Annotated in this window: 20 protein-coding genes; 10 read left to right on the top strand and 10 right to left on the bottom strand. The window is 68.1% G+C overall.

All coding sequences use genetic code 11. The annotated features are described in order from the left end of the window. Together ACWELJ_RS15225 and ACWELJ_RS15220 are read right to left on the bottom strand one after the other, a co-directional pair. Nucleotides 1–1,009: thymidine phosphorylase (locus ACWELJ_RS15225; RefSeq protein WP_452366765.1), on the bottom strand; the 1,009-nt coding region annotated here is incomplete at its 3' end. A gap of 81 nt (nt 1,010–1,090) precedes the next feature. Further along, on the bottom strand, nt 1,091–1,492 hold the full coding sequence (locus ACWELJ_RS15220) for a cytidine deaminase (RefSeq protein WP_452366764.1): 402 nt from the start codon (nt 1,490–1,492) through the stop codon (nt 1,091–1,093). A gap of 302 nt (nt 1,493–1,794) precedes the next feature. On the opposite strand from ACWELJ_RS15220, the gene sdhC reads away from it, so the two are divergent. Genes sdhC through ACWELJ_RS15200 form a run of 4 tightly spaced genes read left to right on the top strand, consistent with a single transcriptional unit; the run spans nt 1,795 to nt 5,179 of the window. Next, the gene (gene sdhC, locus ACWELJ_RS15215; RefSeq protein WP_213557854.1) at nt 1,795–2,187 is read left to right on the top strand and encodes a succinate dehydrogenase, cytochrome b556 subunit; all 393 of its coding nucleotides are present in this window, start codon (nt 1,795–1,797) and stop codon (nt 2,185–2,187) included. Between the two features lie 8 nt (nt 2,188–2,195). Further along, nucleotides 2,196–2,627: a succinate dehydrogenase hydrophobic membrane anchor subunit gene (locus ACWELJ_RS15210; RefSeq protein ID WP_379105440.1), complete on the top strand. Its 432-nt coding sequence runs from the start codon at nt 2,196–2,198 to the stop codon at nt 2,625–2,627. A gap of 15 nt (nt 2,628–2,642) precedes the next feature. Then, on the top strand, nt 2,643–4,412 hold the full coding sequence (gene sdhA / locus ACWELJ_RS15205; protein WP_452366763.1) for a succinate dehydrogenase flavoprotein subunit: 1,770 nt from the start codon (nt 2,643–2,645) through the stop codon (nt 4,410–4,412). Next, complete coding sequence (locus ACWELJ_RS15200; RefSeq protein WP_357282196.1) at nt 4,412–5,179, top strand: succinate dehydrogenase iron-sulfur subunit; 768 nt, start codon at nt 4,412–4,414, stop codon at nt 5,177–5,179. Before sdhA ends, ACWELJ_RS15200 begins: the two co-directional genes overlap by 1 nt. Before the next feature lie 61 nt (nt 5,180–5,240). On the opposite strand, the gene ACWELJ_RS15195 is transcribed toward ACWELJ_RS15200, so the two are convergent. Further along, nucleotides 5,241–5,864, bottom strand: coding sequence for a PadR family transcriptional regulator (locus ACWELJ_RS15195; RefSeq protein WP_452366762.1), 624 nt, complete (start codon nt 5,862–5,864; stop codon nt 5,241–5,243). A 127-nt stretch (nt 5,865–5,991) separates the two neighbouring features. On the opposite strand from ACWELJ_RS15195, the gene ACWELJ_RS15190 reads away from it, so the two are divergent. Next, nucleotides 5,992–6,453 (top strand): hypothetical protein, encoded by a 462-nt coding sequence (locus ACWELJ_RS15190; RefSeq protein ID WP_452366761.1) that lies wholly within the window; start codon nt 5,992–5,994, stop codon nt 6,451–6,453. 162 nt (nt 6,454–6,615) lie between these two features. After that, nucleotides 6,616–7,506, top strand: coding sequence for a phenylalanine 4-monooxygenase (locus tag ACWELJ_RS15185; protein ID WP_452366760.1), 891 nt, complete (start codon nt 6,616–6,618; stop codon nt 7,504–7,506). On the opposite strand, the gene ACWELJ_RS15180 is transcribed toward ACWELJ_RS15185, so the two are convergent. Then, a complete protein-coding gene (locus ACWELJ_RS15180; protein WP_452366759.1) occupies nt 7,503–8,123 on the bottom strand; it encodes an acyl-CoA-like ligand-binding transcription factor in 621 nt (206 codons plus the stop codon). The two genes, ACWELJ_RS15185 and ACWELJ_RS15180, sit on opposite strands and share 4 nt — an antisense overlap. Continuing rightward, nucleotides 8,113–9,627 (bottom strand): MFS transporter, encoded by a 1,515-nt coding sequence (locus ACWELJ_RS15175; RefSeq protein WP_452366758.1) that lies wholly within the window; start codon nt 9,625–9,627, stop codon nt 8,113–8,115. The genes ACWELJ_RS15180 and ACWELJ_RS15175 overlap by 11 nt, the downstream gene beginning before the upstream one ends. A 240-nt stretch (nt 9,628–9,867) precedes the next feature. On the opposite strand from ACWELJ_RS15175, the gene ACWELJ_RS15170 reads away from it, so the two are divergent. From ACWELJ_RS15170 to ACWELJ_RS15160, 3 genes are all read left to right on the top strand, one after another. Further along, the gene (locus tag ACWELJ_RS15170) at nt 9,868–10,539 is read left to right on the top strand and encodes an ester cyclase (protein WP_379271872.1); all 672 of its coding nucleotides are present in this window, start codon (nt 9,868–9,870) and stop codon (nt 10,537–10,539) included. Nucleotides 10,540–10,557: 18 nt separating this feature from the next. Further along, nucleotides 10,558–11,853: a D-alanyl-D-alanine carboxypeptidase family protein gene (locus ACWELJ_RS15165; protein WP_452366757.1), complete on the top strand. Its 1,296-nt coding sequence runs from the start codon at nt 10,558–10,560 to the stop codon at nt 11,851–11,853. Nucleotides 11,854–11,947: 94 nt separating this feature from the next. Further along, nucleotides 11,948–12,403: a DUF6294 family protein gene (locus ACWELJ_RS15160; RefSeq protein WP_452366756.1), complete on the top strand. Its 456-nt coding sequence runs from the start codon at nt 11,948–11,950 to the stop codon at nt 12,401–12,403. Between the two features lie 9 nt (nt 12,404–12,412). On the opposite strand, the gene yhjD is transcribed toward ACWELJ_RS15160, so the two are convergent. The 3 genes from yhjD to ACWELJ_RS15145 form a co-directional block, all read right to left on the bottom strand. After that, on the bottom strand, nt 12,413–13,444 hold the full coding sequence (yhjD, locus tag ACWELJ_RS15155) for an inner membrane protein YhjD (RefSeq protein WP_452366755.1): 1,032 nt from the start codon (nt 13,442–13,444) through the stop codon (nt 12,413–12,415). A gap of 30 nt (nt 13,445–13,474) precedes the next feature. Next, on the bottom strand, nt 13,475–14,500 hold the full coding sequence (gene trpS, locus ACWELJ_RS15150) for a tryptophan--tRNA ligase (protein WP_452366754.1): 1,026 nt from the start codon (nt 14,498–14,500) through the stop codon (nt 13,475–13,477). 367 nt (nt 14,501–14,867) lie between these two features. After that, entirely contained in the window at nt 14,868–15,803 is a 936-nt protein-coding gene (locus tag ACWELJ_RS15145) for an oxygenase MpaB family protein (protein WP_452366753.1), read from the bottom strand. Nucleotides 15,804–15,917: 114 nt separating this feature from the next. Here ACWELJ_RS15145 and ACWELJ_RS15140 point away from each other — a divergent pair, with 114 nt between their 5' ends. Beyond that, nucleotides 15,918–16,556: a TetR/AcrR family transcriptional regulator gene (locus tag ACWELJ_RS15140; protein ID WP_452366752.1), complete on the top strand. Its 639-nt coding sequence runs from the start codon at nt 15,918–15,920 to the stop codon at nt 16,554–16,556. Here ACWELJ_RS15140 and ACWELJ_RS15135 read toward each other — a convergent pair whose 3' ends face one another. Continuing rightward, a complete protein-coding gene (locus ACWELJ_RS15135; RefSeq protein WP_452366751.1) occupies nt 16,557–17,678 on the bottom strand; it encodes an outer membrane protein assembly factor BamB family protein in 1,122 nt (373 codons plus the stop codon). It abuts the gene before it with no gap. A gap of 118 nt (nt 17,679–17,796) precedes the next feature. After that, entirely contained in the window at nt 17,797–19,395 is a 1,599-nt protein-coding gene (locus ACWELJ_RS15130) for a phospholipase C (RefSeq protein ID WP_452366750.1), read from the bottom strand. Nucleotides 19,396–19,445: the final 50 nt, after the last annotated feature.

Here is a 19,445-nt window from a genome sequence, read left to right as displayed (position 1 = left end):
CGGCCGCCGCGCGCAGGGTTTCGGTGTGGCGGGCCTGCGGCAGCGGGGCGTCCGGATCGCCGCCCTGGGCGCGCACCATGGCCCGCCACTGGTCCATGGCGCGGCCGTCGGCGAGCGCGTCGGCCGGGTCGATGTCGGTGATCCCGGCCTGCGCCAGCATCTCCCGGGCCAGGGCGAGGGTGAGGTCGACGACGTCGGCGGGGCCGCCGCCGGCCAGTACGTCGAGGGATTCGCAGACTTCCAGGGCGTTTCCGGCGGTGTGGCCGAGCGGGGTGTCCATGGCGGTGAGCAGGGCCACGGTCCGCACCCCGGCGTCGGTGCCGAGTTCGACCATGGCGGTGGCCAGTTCGCGCGCCTGGGACTCTTCCCGCAGGAACGCCCCGCGGCCGACCTTCACGTCCAGGACCAGCGCCCCGGTGCCCTCGGCGATCTTCTTGCTCATGATGGAGCTGGCGATCAGGGGGATGGATTCCACGGTCCCGGTGACGTCACGCAGCGCGTAGAGCCGTTTGTCGGCGGGGGCCAGGTCGGCGCCGGCGGCGCAGACGACGGCGCCGATGGCGGGATCGGACAAGAGCTCCCGCATGCGCCCGACCGGAATATCGGCGGTCCAGCCGGGTATCGACTCGAGCTTGTCGAGTGTGCCTCCGGTGTGGCCCAATCCGCGCCCGGAGAGCTGGGGCACGGCGGCCCCGCAGGCCGCGACCAGCGGCGACAGCGGCAGCGTGATCTTGTCGCCGACCCCGCCGGTGGAGTGTTTGTCGACGGTGGGGCGACCCAGATCGGTGAAGTCCAAACGCTTCCCGGAGTCGATCATGGCCCGCGTCCAGCGGGCGGTCTCGCGGCGGGTCATGCCGCGCCAGACGATGGCCATGGCCAGCGCCGACATCTGTTCGTCGGCGACCTCGCCGCGGGTGAACGCGTCCACCACCCAATCGATCTGCGCGTCGCTGAGCTGGCCGCCGTCGCGCTTGGCCCGAATCACGTCCACCGCCGAGTGCACCGTCACGTCCTCCACCCTGGCACGGGCCCGGCCGCCTTTCCACGGATTCCCGCGCGCGCCACGATGATCAGCCGTTATAGCGGCGGTCTACCGCTGTCCGGCGGCGAGGTCGTCGGGTCCGAAGGAGTCCGGCAGCAGCGTGTTCAGGGTGACGGGACCGTCGCGGTGATCGACGAGCAAATCGCCGCCGCCGTGCTCGAGCAGAATCTGGCGGCAGCGTCCACAGGGCATGAGCACCGCACCCCGGGAGTCGCAGATCGAGACCGCCCGGAGTCGCCCGCCGCCGCCCGAAATCAAGTTACCGACCAGTACACATTCGGCGCAGAGGCCCAAACCGTATGAGACATTTTCCACATTGCAGCCGCTCACCACGCGGTCGTCGACGGTGAGAGCCGCGGCCCCGACGGGGAATCCGGAATAGGGGGCATAGGCCCCCTGCATAACTTCAAAAGCCTTGTTGCGCAGGACTTTCCAGTCAATATCGGACATTTCGGACCATCCTCCTATGGATGTGACAGCACCCCCGTGTTACACGTTCTGCCTGGTCGCGAAAATCAGGAAAGGCAAACCTAACTCACAACAATTTGAGCCAACGAGCGGCACGCCGAATTAGTTCCCCTCCAAAGCTGGGTTTAGAGTTCACGACAGATCGGTTCAGGTTCCCGACAACGGGCCTGCAGCACTGCCACCGGATGTTGATTCCGCTCGTGAGCAGGTGGTTTCGACAGTCCGAAGGCTCCGCGGCCGGATTCTGACCGGGTCCATCAACGACGTTGGAGGCACCGCACTCTATGACCACGCTAGAAGCTCCGGCCAAGCCGAAGCGAACCTTGTACCGAGGCGACCCCGGCATGTGGTCCTGGGCACTGCACCGCATCACCGGCGTGACGATCTTCTTCTTCCTGTTCGTCCACGTCCTCGATACCGCGTTGGTGCGAGTCAGCCCGGACACCTACGACCGCGCGATCGAGACCTACAAGAACCCCGTCGTCGCCCTCATGGAGATGGGTCTCGTTGTCTGCGTGCTGTTCCACGCGTTCAACGGCATCCGCATCATCCTCGTCGACTTCTGGTCGCAGGGCCCGCGCTACCAGCGGCAGATGCTCTGGATCGTGCTCGCGATCTGGATCGTCGTCGCCGGTGCCGGTGTCGGCCGCCAGTTCTTCTACCTGCTGACGAATTGAGAGCCGACATGACCGCACCTGTTCTCGGTAAGTCCTACGACCGCCCCGCCTCGCTCGACGCCCCCCGCGCTCCCCGCCGCGCCGGCGGCAACAACTTCGAGAAGTACGCCTGGCTCTTCATGCGTGCCTCGGGCCTGCTGCTGGTCATCCTGGTCATCGGCCACATGACGATCATGCTGATGCTCGACGGCGGCGTGCACCGCCTGAACTTCGCGTTCGTCGCCGGCCGCTGGGCCTCGCCCTTCTGGCAGCTCTGGGACCTCACCATGCTGTGGCTGGCCCAGCTGCACGGCGGCAACGGCCTGCGCACCGTGATCGACGATTACGCGCGCAAGGATTCCACCCGCTTCTGGCTGAAGACCGCGCTGGTCGTGTCCATGATCCTGGTCATGGTCACCGGCACCTACGTGATCTTCACCTTCGACCCCAACATCAGTTAGGAACAGGCCACCTCGATGAGTGAATCCCGACCCGTTCAGGAGCACCGCTACGACGTCGTGATCGTCGGTGCCGGTGGCGCTGGAATGCGTGCGGCGATCGAGGCCGGTCCTCGGGTCCGCACCGCCGTGCTGACCAAGCTCTACCCGACCCGCTCGCACACCGGTGCGGCGCAGGGCGGTATGTGCGCCGCGCTCGCGAATGTCGAAGAGGACAACTGGGAGTGGCACACCTTCGACACCGTCAAGGGTGGTGACTACCTGGTCGACCAGGACGCCGCGGAGATCATGGCCAAGGAGGCCATCGACGCCGTGCTCGACCTGGAGAAGATGGGCCTGCCGTTCAACCGCACGCCCGAGGGCAAGATCGACCAGCGTCGCTTCGGCGGTCACACCCGCGACCACGGCAAGGCCCCGGTCCGTCGCGCGTGCTACGCCGCCGACCGCACCGGCCACATGATCCTGCAGACGCTGTACCAGAACTGCGTCAAGCACGACGTGGAGTTCTACAACGAGTTCTACGTGCTCGACCTGATCCTGTCCGACGGCCCCAACGGCCCGATCGCGACCGGCGTGGTGGCCTACGAGCTGGCCACCGGCGAGCTGCACGTGTTCCACGCGAAGTCGATCATCTTCGCCACCGGTGGTTCCGGTCGTATGTACAAGACCACCTCCAACGCCCACACCCTCACCGGTGACGGCATGGCGATCGTGTTCCGCAAGGGACTTCCGCTGGAGGACATGGAGTTCCACCAGTTCCACCCGACAGGCCTCGCGGGCCTGGGCATCCTGATCTCGGAGGCCGTGCGTGGTGAGGGCGGCATTCTCCGGAACGCCTCCGGTGAGCGCTTCATGGAGCGCTACGCGCCGACCATCAAGGACCTGGCGCCGCGTGACATCGTCGCGCGCTCCATGGTGCTCGAGGTCCGTGAGGGCCGCGGCGCGGGCCCGAACAAGGACTACGTGCTCATCGACGTGACCCACCTCGGTGAGGACGTGCTCGAGGAGAAGCTCCCCGACATCACCGAGTTCGCCCGCACCTACCTGGGCGTCGACCCGGTCAAGGAGCCGGTGCCGGTCATGCCGACCTGTCACTACGTGATGGGTGGCATCCCGACCCGCATCCGCGGCGAGGTGCTGCGCAACAACACCGACATCGTGCCCGGCCTGTACGCCGCCGGTGAGTGCGCCTGTGTCTCCGTGCACGGCGCCAACCGTCTGGGCACCAACTCGCTGCTGGACATCAACGTGTTCGGCCGGCGCGCGGGCATCGCGGCCGCCGAGTACGCCCAGCGCGCCGAGTTCGTCGAGATGCCGGAGAACCCGGCGCAGATGGTCCAGGACTGGCTGGCCAACCTGCTGGGCGAGCACGGCAACGAGCGCGTCGCCGACATCCGCACCGAGCTGCAGAACTCGATGGACGACAAGGCCGGTGTGTACCGCACCGAGGAGTCGCTCAAGTCGATGCTCGAGGAGATCCAGGTCTTCAAGGAGCGCTACTCGCGGATCACCGTGCAGGACAAGGGCCGCCGCTACAACAGCGACCTGCTCGAGGCCGTCGAGCTGGGCTTCCTGCTGGAGCTGGCCGAGGTGACCGTGGCGGGTGCGGTGAACCGCAAGGAGTCCCGCGGCGGCCACGCGCGCGAGGACTACCCGGACCGCGACGACGTCAACTTCATGCGCCACACCATGGCCTACAAGTCCAGCCCGGAGCTCATCTCCGACATCCGCCTGGACTACAAGCCGGTTGTGCAGACCCGTTACGAGCCGATGGAGCGTAAGTACTGATGACTGCTGTCGCTGAAACGCCGCAGAAGCCGGCTCCGGTGCCGGACGGGTCGACCCTGATCACCGTCAAGGTCGCCCGCTTCAACCCGGAGGACGGGCAGGGCCAGCACTGGGACGAGTTCAAGGTCCCCGTGCTGCCGACCGACCGGTTCCTGAACGTGCTGATCTACATCAAGTCCTACCTGGACGGCACGCTCACCTTCCGTCGCTCCTGCGCGCACGGCGTGTGTGGCTCCGACGCCATGCGCATCAACGGCGTCAACCGCCTGGCGTGCAAGATCCTGATGAAGGACATGCTGCCCAAGGGCGGCAAGGATCTGACGATCACCGTCGAGCCGATCCGCGGCCTGCCCGTGGAGAAGGACCTCGTGGTGAACATGGAGCCGTTCTTCGACGCGTTCAAGGCGGTCAAGCCCTACCTGATCACCAAGGGCAACGAGCCGACCTACGAGCGCATCCAGTCCCAGCACGACCGCGCCCGTTTCGATGACACCACCAAGTGCATCCTGTGCGCCTGCTGCACCACCTCCTGCCCCGTGTACTGGAGCGACGGCAGCTACTTCGGCCCGGCCGCGATCGTGAACGCGCACCGCTTCATCTTCGACAGCCGTGACGAGGGCGCCCGCGAGCGTCTGGACATCCTCAACGATGTCGAGGGTGTGTGGCGCTGCCGCACCACCTTCAACTGCACCGACGCGTGCCCCCGTGGCATCGAGGTCACCAAGGCGATCCAGGAGGTCAAGCGCGCGCTGCTGTTCGCCCGCTGACTCCGGCTGAGCCGAAATACCAAGGCCGCCCGCATCTTCGGATGCGGGCGGCTTTCGTTCGTCAGGCCGGGGACCGATCCTGGAACGGCGCCAGCATCTCCCAGGACCAGGTGAGGCCGCCGTCGGCGAGTTCCGCGAGAACGCTCTCCAGCCACGTCAATTCGGCTGCCGTGACGGCGCGCTGATACTCGTCCTCGAGCAATGCGACGCGCGGGATGCCGAACTCGGTGGCACCCGTCAGGCCCGCCTCTATCTCGTCGAGCGCGGTGCGCACGGCGTCGGCGCGCCGCGCGAGCTCGATCCGGGCGGCGTCGGGCGGCAGCAGCATCAGGAACGACAGTGCCGCGGGGAATTCCGGGAACTCGTCGCGCGGTGTCGCGACCATGTCGTTGATCCACGCCAGGCAGGCGGTCCGGCCGTCGTCGGTGATCTCGTAGACCGTGCGTTCGGGGTACTGCTGGTCGCGGCCGGTCTCGCGGACCGCCACCAGTCCGGCGTCCTGCAACCGCGCGATCGTCTTGTAGAGCTGCGCCCGCTGCCCGACGTTGATGACCTTGTCCTTGCCCCACTCCTTGATCCGGCGCTGGATGGCGTAGGGGTGCATCGGTTCCAGGTGCAGGATGCCGAGCACCGCCATGGCCAAGGGCGAGCGCTTGAACCGCGCGGCCGGAGTCGAGGCTGTCATGTCAACCACCTTACTAGGTGCCTGAAAACTAGTTTCTCCGAACTAGTTGCTTTGCAACTAGTCTCTATGTCACTATTGAGGAGCAGGCGAACCCGACCAGCACCGACTCCCCGAAGGGACCAAGGCCATGAAGACCACCGACACCGTGAAGATCCACACCGATCACGACACCACCAAGCACCTGGGCGACTGGACCGACGCCAACACCTTCCAGGTGAAGGCCCGCTACGGCAGCGTGGTCATCGACCTGCGCTCGCCGCGGATCGAGGGCGAGTCGGAGATCGTGGTGCACGCCGAGCTCGACCACGCCATGGTCAAGCTGCTGGTCCCCGAGGACGCGGTCATCGACGCCGCCGAGCTGGAGTGGACCGGCCGGGGCCGCGTCAAGGACATGACCCGCCCGCCGCGCGCCGAGGGCCGCGTCATCCGGCTGACCGGTACCGCCGCCAAGAGCGAGTTCCGGATTCACCGCGGCGGCATCGCGATCCTGTCGGCGATGTTCAGCCGGGAGTTCCTGGTGGAGGCCAAGGGTCCGGACCGGGAGACCCGGGTGCCGGCGCTGCTCGACCCGGCGAACGCCGCCCGCTGACACCGGCGCGGTGTTCGGCCCGGCTGCAAACGGGACCGAATGCCTAGCTGACGGCGAAGCAGCGTCCGGAATTCACGGACAAAACGGTGGCTCAGCTGGTCATATTGACCAGCTGGGCCACCGTTCGTTGTCTAGATCACCAGGCGGTGCTTGCATCGAGGTATGTTCACCGAAGCTCAGCTGTACTCGCCGGTCACGAAGGGGGCGGACGGCGATGTGACGGTGCATTTGAGCGACGAGCATCCCGGCGTGCACGATCCCGTGTACCGGACCCGCCGCAATGCCATCGCGGCCATGGCCCTGGAGTACCGGCCGGGCGATCCGGTGCCGCGGGTCGAGTACACCGCCGAGGAGCAGGAGGTGTGGCGGATCGTCTCCGCCGAGCTGGCCCGCAAGCGGGCCAGGTACGCGTGCGCGGAGGTGATCGACGCCGCCGAGCGGCTGGCGCTGCCCGCGGACCACATTCCGCAGCTGGACGAGGTGTCCGCGAAACTGGTGCCGCTCACCGGATTCCGGTACGCGCCCGCCGCCGGGCTGGTGCCCTTGCGGGAGTTCTTCGGCTCCTTCGCGGACCGGACCTTCCATTCCACCCAGTACATTCGCCATCACTCCGCGCCGCTGTACACGCCCGAGCCGGACGCCATCCACGAAATCCTCGGCCACGCCAATCAATTGGCCAGCCCGCGGTTCGCGGCCCTGTACGAGACGGTCGGCGCGGCGGTGGCCCGGCTGGAGACCGAGCGGGCGTTGAAGTTCCTGGCCGACGTGTTCTGGTTCTCGCTCGAGTTCGGGGTGCTGCGCGAGCACGGCGAAGTGCGTTGCTACGGTGCGGGTTTGCTGTCCTCGTACGGGGAGATCGAGGAGTTCCGCGATGCCGACCTGCGTCCGCTGGACATCCACGCCATGGGCACCATCGTCTACGACATCACGCACTATCAGCCGGTGCTGTACTGCGCCGAGTCGGTCACCGAGATCGAGGACGTGGTGGGCGGGTTCTTCGAGACCATGACCGACGACACGGTGGCGCGGCTGGTGGGTGTGAAGCCGGTCTAGAGCGAGGAGATTCCTCCCTCGAGGAAGTCGATGACCCGGATGATCTGGTCCCGCGAGAACGGATCGCGGTCGAGGAAGGCCATCATGGCGCCGGTCAGCGCGCCCGCGAAGGCCAGCACCTCGAAGTCGTCGGAGGCGCGCCCGGTCCAACGAGCCGCGATCTCGGCGACCATGAGCAGATTGCGCTGAACCTCCTGAGCGACCGCGCCGCGCAGTTCGGGCACCGAGTAGAGCAGTTCGACGCGTTCCTTCTCGAACGCGAACTCCTCCGGGCTGAGCGCGGCGAAGGCGTCGAGAGTGGCCTGTTTGAACGCGGCCAGCAGCGTCATGTCTCGGGGCTGTCGCTCGATGGACGCGATCATGAGCGGGTCCAGGTCGTCGGCGAGGGCGACCTGTTCCTTGGACGGGAAGTAGCGGAAGAAGGTGCTCGGCGAGATGTCCGCGGCGGCCGCGATCTGCTCGACCGTGGTCTCGGTGTACCCCTGCTCCCGGAAGAGCCGGAACGCCTCGGTGCGGATGGTCCGGCGGGTGCGTTCCTTCTTCCGTTCACGCAGCCCACCTCCGGCCGCGGCTTTCGCCGGGGCCGGAGGCGTCGCGGAGGCAGTCTCAGCCGACATGGACCGATTGTCCCGCATCGAGATCGGTGAGCACGACCGGATCCTTGCGGCGGATCACCAACGCGGCCAGCACGGCGGCGGCCACACAGATGGCGGTGCACACCCACAGCATCGCGCTCATGCCGTCGACGAACGCGCTCTGCACGTGCGCCAGCAGCGCGGGGTCGCCGAGCTTGCGGGCCACGCCGACCCCGGCATTCACGCCGTCGGAGATCGGCTCGCGGTCGAAATCGCCCAGACCCGAACGGTACTGGGTGGAGAGCACGGTTCCCAGGATGGCGACGCCGATGGTGCCGCCCGCCTGCCGGAGGGCTTGCAGCAGCGCCGATCCGGACCCGGCCCGCTCGGGGGTGAGATCATCGGTGGCCGCGCCCATGGCCGCCGGCATGACGAAGCCCATCCCGACGCCCAGCAGCACCAGGCCGGTGGCCGCGAACCCGTAGCCGCTGTCCACGGTGATCATCGCGGCCAGGCCGAGACCGGCGGCGAGCAAGGCGAATCCGGCCACCAGCACCGCCCGCACCCCGACCTTGGGCAGCAGCCGGTCCACCAGCCGCGATCCGACGGCCAGCCCGCCGATGAGCGGAAGCAGACGCAGGCCGCTGCCCAGGGTGTCCGAGCCGAGCACCGCCTGGAAGTACTGCGGCATGGTGAAGAACAGGCCGAACATCGCGAAGTTCACCAGGATCATGAAGACCGTGCCCCACCGGAATCCGGGCTCGGCGAACAGGCCGAGGTCGACCAGCGGGTGCGCGGTGCGGCGCTGCCAGAGCACGAACGCCCCGCCCAGCGCGACGCCCGCGGCGATGGCGGTCCAGGCCACGGCATCGCCCCAGCCCTCCTGACCGCAGCGGATGAAACCGTAAGTGACGCCGAGCATTCCGGCCGCGGACAGCAGCGCGCCGGGCAGGTCGATGCGGAAGGCGCTCGCGCTGTTGGATTCCGGCACCAGCAGGGCCACCGCGATGGCGCCGACGATCACCAGCGGCACATTGAGCAGGAAGGCCGAGCCCCACCAGTAGTGCTGCAGCAGCCAGCCGCCCACGATCGGGCCCAGCGGCAGGCCGATGGCGGTGGAGGTGATCCAGATGGTGATGGCCCGCTGCCGCTCCCCCGGTTCGGGGAACAGCGTGGGCAGCACGGCCATGGACAGCGGCATCATGATCGCCGCGGCCAGGCCGAGCACCACGCGCCCGGCGATGAGCTGGCCGGAGCTGGTGGCGAAGGCGCAGGCCACGGCGGCCACTCCGAACAGCAGCAGGGCGCCGAGCAGGAACTTCTTGCGGCCGTACCGGTCGCCGAGGGCGCCCGCCGGGAGCATGAAGGCGGCCAGGGCCAGGGTGTACGCGCTGCTGAACCACTGCAGCGCGGAGGTGTCGGCGTGCAGGTCGGTCGCCAGGGTGGGCAGGGCGACGGTGAGGACGGTGACATCGAGCCCGATGGTCAGCATGGCGATGGCCAGGGCTCCCAGCGCCAGCCAGCGGCGCACTCCTTCAGCCTTCATGACAGTTCCAATCATTTGAGTGCTTCTCGATAATGAGAGCGTCTCTCATTTTGGAGAGACTGTCAATTCTTGTCGTGTCATGGGTCCGGAGGGGCCGCAATGGGGTGTGTCACCATTCCGCCCTTTGGTACCGATGTCTCAAATACTTGTCGCGACACGGCATCTCCCTGCTGTTACCGTCATGCGGTCCGTTTTCGAGATCGACGACCCCCCAAGGGGTCTGGACACGTGAGGCACGAAATGACCGACCAAGCAACCGAATCCGTCGAGACCCCCCTGCACCTGCAGGGCCGCGACGCCGTCATCGCCGCTGCCGCGCCGGAGGATTGGCGTGAGGGCGCACCCGACTACCACCTCAGCAAGGAAGTCATTCCGGTCGAGCGCACCACCCAGCACGCGCCGGATTCGCTGGAGCACATCGTCGAAGAGCTGGTGAAGGTCTTCGAGATGGAGGTCTCGCACAAGAAGGACCCCGCCAAGTGGGTCTCCCTGGTGGCCGAGCACTACCGCGGCCGGGTCAACGGCGGCCAGTGGCAGGACGCCGAGGAATTCGCGCGCATCGGGTCCTACAACATCCTGATCGGCGAGAACCCCTTCTACGACGTCGCCGGCGAGGACTTCGAGTCCTCGCACAAGATCTTCCACACCGCCTTCCCCGGCGGCTTCTTCTGGGAGGTCCTCGAGGTGCTGTCCGGCCCGCCGACCGTCACCTTCAAGTGGCGGCACTGGGGTCGCTACGAGGGCGAGTACAAGGGCCACCAGCCCACCGGCGAACTCATCGAGATGACCGGCGTGACCATCGCCAAGGTCTCCGAGGACCTGCGCATCGTCGAGCTCGAGCACTTCTACGACAACAACAAGCTGCTCGGCCCGCTCGCCCACGGCTGCCCTGTCAACCACTCCGCCAACTAGGCGATAAAGTCGGGCGCGATGAGTAATCGCAGGTATTCGCGCCTTCTCACCGCCGCGACGCTCGCGACGGGCCTCACCGTGTTCTCGGGCATCGCCCTCGGGCCGGTGTTACCGGGAACCGCGGTGGCCGAGCCGTCGACCACCACGACGCCGTTCACCACCCCCAACACCGACACCTGCCCGAACAAGACCACGCCGCCGTCCCCCATCGACTCCTCCGAGGTGCCCGAACCCGGACAGAAGGCTCCGGCGGCCCTGCCGATTCCGGATCCGCCGATCGGGGGCAAGCGGCTGAGCGGGTGCGGGGTGATCCTGCCGGCGGGGGCCGCGCCGCTGCCGGAAGGGATTTCGGCGACGGCGTGGACGGTGGCGGACCTGGACTCCGGCACGGTCCTCGCGGCCAAGGATCCACACGGCCGGTATCGCCCCGCCTCCACCATCAAGGTGCTGCTGGCGGCGGTGGCGATCCCGGCCCTGGACCTGGACACCGTGGTGACCGGCACCCAGGACGACGCGAACGCCGACGGCACCCGGGTGGGCATCGGCCCGGGCGGCAAGTACACCAACAAGCAGCTGTTCCAGGCGCTCATCATGGCGTCGGGAAACGATGCGGCGCATGCCATCTCGGCCCAGCTGGGCGGGGACGACGCCACCGTCGCGAAGATGAACGCGATGGCGAAACAGTTGCAGGCGTTCGACACTCGCGCCGCCACCCCGTCCGGGCTGGACGGTCCGGGCATGAGCACCTCGGCCTACGACCTGGCCATGCTGTTCCGGCATTCGATGACGCTGCCGCTGTTCGCGGAGCTGATCCACACCGAACAGGTGGACTTTCCCGGCTTCCCCGCCGACCCGAAGATCCCCGGCGACAAGGATCATCCGGGCTTCCCCATCGCCAACGACAACCATCTGCTCTTCGAGTACGATGGCGCGATCGGCGGCAAGACCGGCTATACCGACGACGCCCGGCAGACCTTCGTGGCGGCCGCCGAGCGCAATGGCCACCGCTATGTGGTGAGCCTGCTCAAGGCGGACGTGCGGCCGTTCCGGCCGTGGGAGCAGGCGGCCAAACTGCTCGACTGGGCCTACGCGCTGCCGGCCGGGTCGAGTGTGGGCGCCATGCCCGGCGGGACCACGGACGCGAATCCCTCGGTGGCGCTGGCCAGCCCGCCCGCCCCGCAGACCGAGGCTTCCCCGCAGCCGGCCGCCTCGGACAACGACCACCAGGACCTGCGCACCGTGCTCATCGTCGGCGGCGTCTTCCTGGTCCTGGTGCTGCTGCTGGCGGCGCGAAGGCTGAGCCGCCGCCGCTGACCGCCATTGGTCCGCCATTGGTTCCTTGTTGGTGGGTCCCCGCACAGTGGTCGCACGCCGGAAATCCGGCGTCGACTCTGGAGGGGACCCCACCATGAAATCCAACCGCAACTCCCGCCTGCGCCGCCTGGCCCCGCTGGCCGCCGCGGTGCTCGCCCTCGGCGTCTTCGGCGCCACCACCTCCGCCGGCCCGGCGTCCGCGGCCGCGCAGAAGTGGTACTCCTGGGACCACGACCTGCACCACGGCGACTGCACCATGTTCGGCGGCGCGAAGTGGACCATCGACTCCGACGGCCACGCCTGGTTCGACGGCACCGTCACCTCGTCCAGCAACAACGACGCCTGGCTGATGTGGGCGGAGCTGCAGGACGACCACGGCGCGGTGCTCACCACGCTGCGCAACGTCCACTTCTACGACCCGCAGGACCAGGCGAAGTTCTCGCGCAACCTGCCCGACAAGCACAAGCAGTACCGCTGGTTCGCCGAGGGCGAGTTCAACCGGAACCTGTACCCGCTCGTCGCGAAGATGAACCTGCACAACCACTGCTGAGTCGCCCGTTCAACGGCGGCGCAGCCCCGAAAGCAGCACTCCGGCAAAGGCTCCCGCGCCGAACCAAGCCGCACCCGCTCCGGCCGACAGTCCGGCCCCGGTGGTCCGGGGCCGGATGACCGCCGGGGCGGGCGCCGGAATGTCCTCGAGCACTTCGTTTTCCGTGGCGGTCGCGGCCCAGGCGGTGGCGAACAGGATGATCCGGGCGGTGAAGTAGCTGAACACCATCAACCCGATGATGGGCCCGAACACCACGCCCGCCGGGCCGTTGACCACGGACCGCAGGATGATCGAGGCCAGCTGTTTGAACGCCTCGAACACCACCGCGGCGATCAGGGCGGCGCGGGCCGCGCTGCGGAAGGTGACCGGGTGCAGCGGCAGTCGCGCGATGATCCACACGAAGACCGCCCAGTTGGCGAGCACCGCCAGCGCCAGCGACGCGATGGTGAGCAGCGCCTTCACCCAGGTCGATTCGTGAATGTGCAGCCGCTCCAGCAGGGTGGAGATCAATCCGCTCGAGGCGAGCACCGACAGGCCCAGCGAGACCAGGATGGCCAGGAACAGCCCGATCAGCGCCAGCAGGTCGGAAGCCTTGGCCAGGAACCAGTTCCGCTTCTTACTGGGCTGATCCCACTGCTCGGTGAGCGCGGCCCGCAGGTTGCCGATCCAGCCGAGCCCGGCGTACGCGCCGGCCAGCAGACCGAAGGTGCCGACACCGGCCCGGGATCGCACCGCCTGGTTGATCAGATCGTTGATCGAACCGCCCGCCGACCCCGGAATGTTCTCGACGATCTTGTCCTGGATGTCGGTGAGCCACTGCGGATTCCGCGACAGCACGAAGCCCGCCACCGCGAAGCCCACCATCAGCAGCGGGAACAGCGACAGCACCGTGAAATAGGTGATGCCCGCGGCGTAGTAGTCGCCGCGCTGGCGCTGATACCGGCCCCCGGCCCGGACCATATGGTCGAGCCAGGGTCGCCGCTGGACCTGGGTCCTGATCCACGTCTCGACGTTGTCGACGAGATTCCCGAACACCGCCACCTCCGCACACCTGGGCGCGCGGCGGCCGGGTCAGCGGGCGAGGAACCCCACCCGGTCGTACACCTGCGCGAGAGTCCGCCCGGCGATCTCCCGCGCCCGCTCGGCTCCCGCGGCGAGGACACGATCGAGTTCACCCTGGTCAGACATGTATTCTTGCACCTTCGCGCGCAGCGGTGTCACGAACTCGATGAGCGCGTCGGCGGTATCCGATTTCAGGTCACCGTAGCCCTTGCCGGCGTAGTCCTGTTCGAGCGTGACGATCGGAGTGTCGGTGAGCGAGCTCAGGATGACCAGCAGATTGCTGACGCCCGCCTTGGTCTCCGGGTCGTAGCGGATCTCGCGTTCGGTGTCGGTGACCGCGGAGCGGATCTTCTTGGCCGAGACCTTCGGGTCGTCGAGCAGGCTCAGCAGGCCCGAGTCCGAGGCCGCCGACTTGCTCATCTTCGAGGTCGGGTCCTGCAGGTCGTAGATCTTGGCGGTGCCGGTCACGATGTGCGGCTCGGGCACCACGAAGGTCTTCTTGTAGCGAGTGTTGAAGCGCTGCGCCAGGTTTCGGGTCAGCTCCAGGTGCTGGCGCTGATCCTCGCCGACCGGCACCAGCTGGGGCCGGTAGAGCAGGATGTCGGCGGCCATCAGCACCGGGTAGGTGAACAGCCCGACCGTGGCGTTGTCGGCCCCCTGTTTGACCGACTTGTCCTTGAACTGGGTCATCCGGCTGGCCTCACCGAACCCGGTGATGCAGTTCAGCACCCAGGTCAGCTCGGCGTGCTCGGGCACCTGCGACTGCACGAACAGCGTCGACTTCTTGGGGTCGACGCCCAGCGCCAGCAGCTGCGCGGCCGACACCTTGGTCCGGCGGCGCAACTCCTTGGGATCCTGCGGCACGGTGATCGCGTGCAGGTCCGGGATGAAGTAGAAGGCGTCGTAATCGTCCTGCAGCCGCACCCAATACTGCAGCGCGCCAAGGTAGTTGCCGAGGTGGAAGGAATCGCTGGTGGGCTGGATTCCGGACAGTACCCGCTGCTTACGCTCAGCGGCCGGCTCAACACTCGACATGGGTCGAGCTTAATTCGCGCCTCCCCCACCCTCCGGATCGGGTTCACGGCCGGCGGCGGGCGTGCGGGTAGCAGCGCCGGATCGGGCCGTCGAGACAGGTAGTCGAGTACTCGGGTGCGCAGGTCACGACCGGTACAGACTCGATGTCGGGGCGCCGGTTCGCGGGTGACCCAACTCTCGGAAGGTTAGCCATGCGATGCGGGATACGAGGGGTTCTCGCCACGGTGGCCGTGGTCGCGGGACTGGTCGGCGCGCGGCCGGTCGCCGCGGCCGAACCTCCGAGCACCTCGCCGACGCCACCGACGTCGACGACCGACGGGCCGATCCCCCTGCTCGGCGGTCATGGACGAGCAGGGGCCGCGGGGGCCTAGGCGCCGAGGCGGTCCGCGAGCGAGCGCGGGTCGACGCCCGGCATCGATGAGCGGCCGGAGCCGATCAGGCGCTGTTCGCGGCGGGTGACCAGCTTGTACAGGGGGTAGCTGGGGCCGGTCATGGGGGCGTTGAGGGGGTTGCCGAGCAGGGGCGGGGTGATGTGGGCGGTGCGGACGGCCCGGGCCAGGCCGCGGAAGGCGACCTCCTCGCGCAGGCCCCAGGAGAGGTCGTACATGTCGCGGATGCGCTTGGGGAGGCTGCCCTGGACGAGCAGGGAGAAGCCGGAGAGGGCCTGCTGGGCGGGCATCGGGAGGGGGTGGGCGACGCGCTGGCCCATCAGGTAGGAGCCGACCAGTTTGGCCTCGTCGGTGAGATGGGGTTCGTCCGAGGCCAGGTAGGCGTCGAAGTAGTCGCGGAATTCGCGGTAGGTGTAGGGGGCGGCGGTGCGCGGCATGCCGAACAGTTCGCCCCAGCGCACGTAGTCCTGGTAGAGGCCCTCGCGCTCGGTCGGGGTGAGGCGGCGGACCAGCAGATCGTGCATGACCTCGGCGGAGTCGAAGGTGAAGGCCATGGTCATGAACATCAGATGCGGATCGTTGGCGGAGTAGCGGGAGCCCGCCGGGTTGGCCGCGCCCGCGTCCTCCGGGATCGCGCCCCGGACGGGGGCGTGGCGTTTGCGGGTGAATTCCCGTGCGCGGTCGGCTTCTTCGCGGGTACCCAGGGAGACTGCCTCGAACAGGCGGCCGGTGAGGGCCAGGCGGGTGTACGGGGTGGTGCGGTGCTGGGTGTTCTCGGCGGTTCCGACATAGAGCAGCGGGTGCACCGCGCCGATGACCAGCGCCCGCTGGCCGTAGGTGACGCCGACCGCCCGTTTGCGCATGACCCGCCGGATCATCGAGTCGTCGGAGAAGTAGCCACGCTGTGCAGGCATCGTTGCCTCCCGGTCCGGTGTGATGGCCGCCACCACATCTGGAAACAGATTCCCCCAGATCGCAGATTCTGGCAAGACCTTCTACCAGAATCGCCGCCATGCCAGAATCGGTTCGTGACCGGGCAACGGACCTACGGCGGCGTGTCCGCCGACGAACGGCGCACCCAGCGCCGCACCGCCCTGATCGGCGCGGCCCTCGACATCCTCGGCACCCAGGGCCTCGACAAACTCACCGTCTCCGCCCTGTGCACCGGAGCCGGCCTCAACGAGCGCTACTACTACGAGAACTTCGACAGCCGCGACGCCGTGCTGTCGGCCCTGTTCGACACCATCGCCGAGGAACTGGCCGCCGCCCTGATCGCGGGCCTGCACACCGCCCCCGACGACACCCGCGCCAAGGCGCACGCCGCCATCACCGCCGGTGTCGGCGTCCTCACCGACGACCCACGCAAGGCCCGGGTGGCCCTGATCGTCAGCACCGCCACCCCCGAATTGCGCACCCGCACAACCCACACCATCAAGGCCTTCGCGAATCTGGTGGCCGCCGAGGGCATCGACTTCTACGGCCTCGCCGAGGCCGAACCCGACCCCCTGATCGGCTTCCGCGCGAACTACCTGGTCGGCGGCCTGGTCCACACCCTCTCGGCCTGGCTCGCGGGCGATCTCCCCATGACCCGCGCGGACCTGGTCGACGCCACCACCGACATCTTCGTCCTGCTCGGCGAGGACCTGGCCCGCGGACCGCGACCCTGATCAGCGCGCGACAGCCGTGATCGTCGCGGGGTCGGCGGTGGATTCCACGTAGCAGTGGGTGTCGCCGAGGGCGAAGTGGATCTCCTGGCCCGGCTTGTCCGGAATCGCCTGCATCCAGCGGGTTTTGCTGGTGCGGGCGTCGATGGCGCGCAAGGTGCGGGCGGCCAGCAGGTAGAACGAGCCCGCGGAGCCGTAGCCCGCCGCGTCGACGGCCTCGCCCTTGTCGGAGACGGTGAGGCTCCACAGCGCGGAGGTGTCGCCGGGGCTCATGGCGTGCAGTCTCGAACCGTCGCACAGGAAGTAGGCGTCGCCGGAGCCGAAGACCGTGCCGGCCGCGTAGGGCAGGGCGGGCGTGGTCCACAGCGCCGCGCCGGTGCTCGGGTCGAGGCCGGACACGGTGTGCGCGCCGTCGCTGGCCAGCACCGCGCCCTTGACCAGGCCGGAGGCGATGGTGCTCGCCGAGACCGCAGTGTCGCCCGCCCGCGACCAGGCCGTCTCGCCGGTCTCGCGGTCGAGCGCGACGAGATCGCCGCCGCTGCCCGGCTTCTGGTTGTACAGCAGCGAACCGCCCTCGGGCACGGTCAGCCCGTCACTCTCGCAGGGCACCCGCCAGCGGACCGTCTTGCTCGACATGTCCACGGCCCACGCTTCCCGCCCCTTGCCGCCGTGGTCGGCCGCGATCAGGTACAACGCCTGGTCCCGGACCCCGTACACACCGGTGAGCCTCACGCCTTCGGGCGCGTCGAAGACCCATTTCCGTTGCCCGGACGCCAGATCCACGGCGACCACGCGGTCACCGGCGGCGTCGGGTTCGGTGCCGGGCACCATCAGCGCCCCGTTCCACAGGCAGGACCGCTGCCCGATACCGGGCGTGGTGATCGGCAGCCGCCACATCTCCCGTCCGGTCTTGGCGTCGATTCCGGTGAGGGCGGATTCGGATTCGGCCACCACCGCGCCGGACCCGTACCGCACCCCTCTGACGGCGCTGTCGGCCCGGTATTCCCAGGCCACGCTGCCCGACGCCGCGGTCGCGGTCGCCCGTCGCGGTGTCCCGCACGCGGCCAGCATGCTCGCGCCCGCGAGAATCAGGCCGCCCCGCAACACATTCCGACGCTCGATCACACCGTTCCCTACTCGCTCGACACAATGTCAGCGACTATAGGTCCAACCGGCCCCGCCCGAATACGAAACCGCCCGGCCTTTTCGAAGCGAAAGGGCCGGGCGGTCGCGCGGATTCGGGCTAGCTCGCGGCGCCCGTCTTCGGGTCCAGGTGCAGTGCGGGCTGGGCGGTCGCGTGGAAGTCGAACAGCGCGTCCAGGGTTCCGGCCCGCTCGTCGAAGGAGTCGTCGCCGAGACGGCCGGTCTTCCAGTTGTCCTCGATGAACCTCAGGATCGAGGTCTGGTCGGTGGTGCCGTGGTCGACGAAGTTGGCCTTCGCGTACGGCGAGATGACCAGCAGCGGCACCCGCTGGCCGAAGCCGCAACGACCCTGGTATTTCGCGGGATTCGCCTTGGCGTCACCGCACACGCCCGGGCCGGAGTAACCGTCCTGCTCGGAGGCGGAATTCATGACCAGCTTCGGCGCCGCGTGGTCGTACCACCCGTCGGAGTCGTCGTAGGCCACGACCACCGCGGTGTCCTTCCACTCCGGCAGCCGCTGCAGGTGGTTGATCGTCTCCACCAGGAACTGCTGCTCGTCGATCGGATCGGAGTAGGCGGCATGGCCATCCTGGTAACCCGCGGCCTTCAGGTAGCTGACGGCGGGCATGGCGCCGTTGTCGGCGGCGGCCCAGAAGTCGGTCAGGTCGTACTGGTGGTTGGCCTGATCGGCCTTACCGATCTGGCCGACCGAGGTCGGCGGCAGGTGATGCGGGTTGGCCGTCGACGGGTAGTACTGGAACGGTTCGTGGTGCGGGATGTAGTCGCCCTTGGTGTCCCACGCCTTGTCGCCGGTCTTGCCGGTACCGCCCAGCGCCACACCGACATTGTGGGTGCCCCCGCACACGGCCTTGCCGTCCTTGGTCTCGGTCGGCTTGAAACCACCCTGGAAGAAACCCCAGGTGACGTTCTTCTTGTTGAGCAGGTCGCCGATATTCGTGCCGCTCATCTGCACGGTGTCGCGGCTGGAGCAGTCGTCGCCGAACGGCTGCGGGTCGCCGACCACGGTGCCCTGGCCGTTGCCCGCGTTCTCGAGGACGGTGTCCTCGGGGAAGGGCTGGCCCGGCTTGGGCGGCTCCATCTTGGTGACGCCGTGGGTCTGGCCCGCGACCAGGTTCAGCGCGCCCACCGTGGACGGCCCGAAGGTGGTGGTCCAGGAGTTGTCGCTCATGGCGTAGTGCTGCGCGTAATTCCACAGCGCGGTCACCGAATTGCCGTCGTAGTAATCCATCACCAGGCCCTGCGGACCGTAGGTCGGCGGCTTGCAGGACTTGCCCTCGGACACATTGGTGTGCTGGACGAACTGATCCATCTTCCCGCCGTTCAAGGCGAGCTGCTCGTCCTTGTACTCGTGGTCCTGGTCGCAGGTGATCTGCTGGCCGGGGCCGCCCATGCGCACGGGCTGAGCCTGGTTGGGATTCTTGGCGAGCAGGTCCGGGGTGAGACCGTCCACCTTCGGCGTGTTCGGCGACGCCGTGAACGGGGTGCCGTCGGTATTGGCGGCGACCGGGTAGGTGCCGAAGTAGTGATCGAAGGAGACGTTCTCCTGGAAGATCACCACCACGTGCTTGATCGGGGTCGCGGTGTCGCCGGCGGCCTGGTCGGAGGACGATGAACACGCGGTGGCGCTCAACGCGACCAGCGCGGCGAACGCGGCGGCGGCGCGGCTTCGTGTACGCATATCGGAACCTTCCCAGGAGCCGAGGCAGCTTGGTTCGCCCGCAGGTTAAC

Source organism: Nocardia sp. NPDC004582 (assembly GCF_053602115.1).
This window is presented reverse-complemented; position numbering and strand designations above follow the sequence as displayed.

Bases quoted from the DNA above. Each gene is read 5' to 3' on its own strand.
- ACWELJ_RS15220 (WP_452366764.1), bottom strand. From the start codon at position 1,492: ATGTCCGATATTGACTGGAAAGTCCTGCGCAACAAGGCTTTTGAAGTT.
- sdhC (WP_213557854.1), top strand. From the start codon at position 1,795: ATGACCACGCTAGAAGCTCCGGCCAAGCCGAAGCGAACCTTGTACCGA.
- ACWELJ_RS15210 (WP_379105440.1), top strand. From the start codon at position 2,196: ATGACCGCACCTGTTCTCGGTAAGTCCTACGACCGCCCCGCCTCGCTC.
- sdhA (WP_452366763.1), top strand. From the start codon at position 2,643: ATGAGTGAATCCCGACCCGTTCAGGAGCACCGCTACGACGTCGTGATC.
- ACWELJ_RS15200 (WP_357282196.1), top strand. From the start codon at position 4,412: ATGACTGCTGTCGCTGAAACGCCGCAGAAGCCGGCTCCGGTGCCGGAC.
- ACWELJ_RS15195 (WP_452366762.1), bottom strand. From the start codon at position 5,864: ATGACAGCCTCGACTCCGGCCGCGCGGTTCAAGCGCTCGCCCTTGGCC.
- ACWELJ_RS15190 (WP_452366761.1), top strand. From the start codon at position 5,992: ATGAAGACCACCGACACCGTGAAGATCCACACCGATCACGACACCACC.
- ACWELJ_RS15185 (WP_452366760.1), top strand. From the start codon at position 6,616: ATGTTCACCGAAGCTCAGCTGTACTCGCCGGTCACGAAGGGGGCGGAC.
- ACWELJ_RS15180 (WP_452366759.1), bottom strand. From the start codon at position 8,123: ATGTCGGCTGAGACTGCCTCCGCGACGCCTCCGGCCCCGGCGAAAGCC.
- ACWELJ_RS15175 (WP_452366758.1), bottom strand. From the start codon at position 9,627: ATGAAGGCTGAAGGAGTGCGCCGCTGGCTGGCGCTGGGAGCCCTGGCC.
- ACWELJ_RS15170 (WP_379271872.1), top strand. From the start codon at position 9,868: ATGACCGACCAAGCAACCGAATCCGTCGAGACCCCCCTGCACCTGCAG.
- ACWELJ_RS15165 (WP_452366757.1), top strand. From the start codon at position 10,558: ATGAGTAATCGCAGGTATTCGCGCCTTCTCACCGCCGCGACGCTCGCG.
- ACWELJ_RS15160 (WP_452366756.1), top strand. From the start codon at position 11,948: ATGAAATCCAACCGCAACTCCCGCCTGCGCCGCCTGGCCCCGCTGGCC.
- trpS (WP_452366754.1), bottom strand. From the start codon at position 14,500: ATGTCGAGTGTTGAGCCGGCCGCTGAGCGTAAGCAGCGGGTACTGTCC.
- ACWELJ_RS15145 (WP_452366753.1), bottom strand. From the start codon at position 15,803: ATGCCTGCACAGCGTGGCTACTTCTCCGACGACTCGATGATCCGGCGG.
- ACWELJ_RS15130 (WP_452366750.1), bottom strand. From the start codon at position 19,395: ATGCGTACACGAAGCCGCGCCGCCGCCGCGTTCGCCGCGCTGGTCGCG.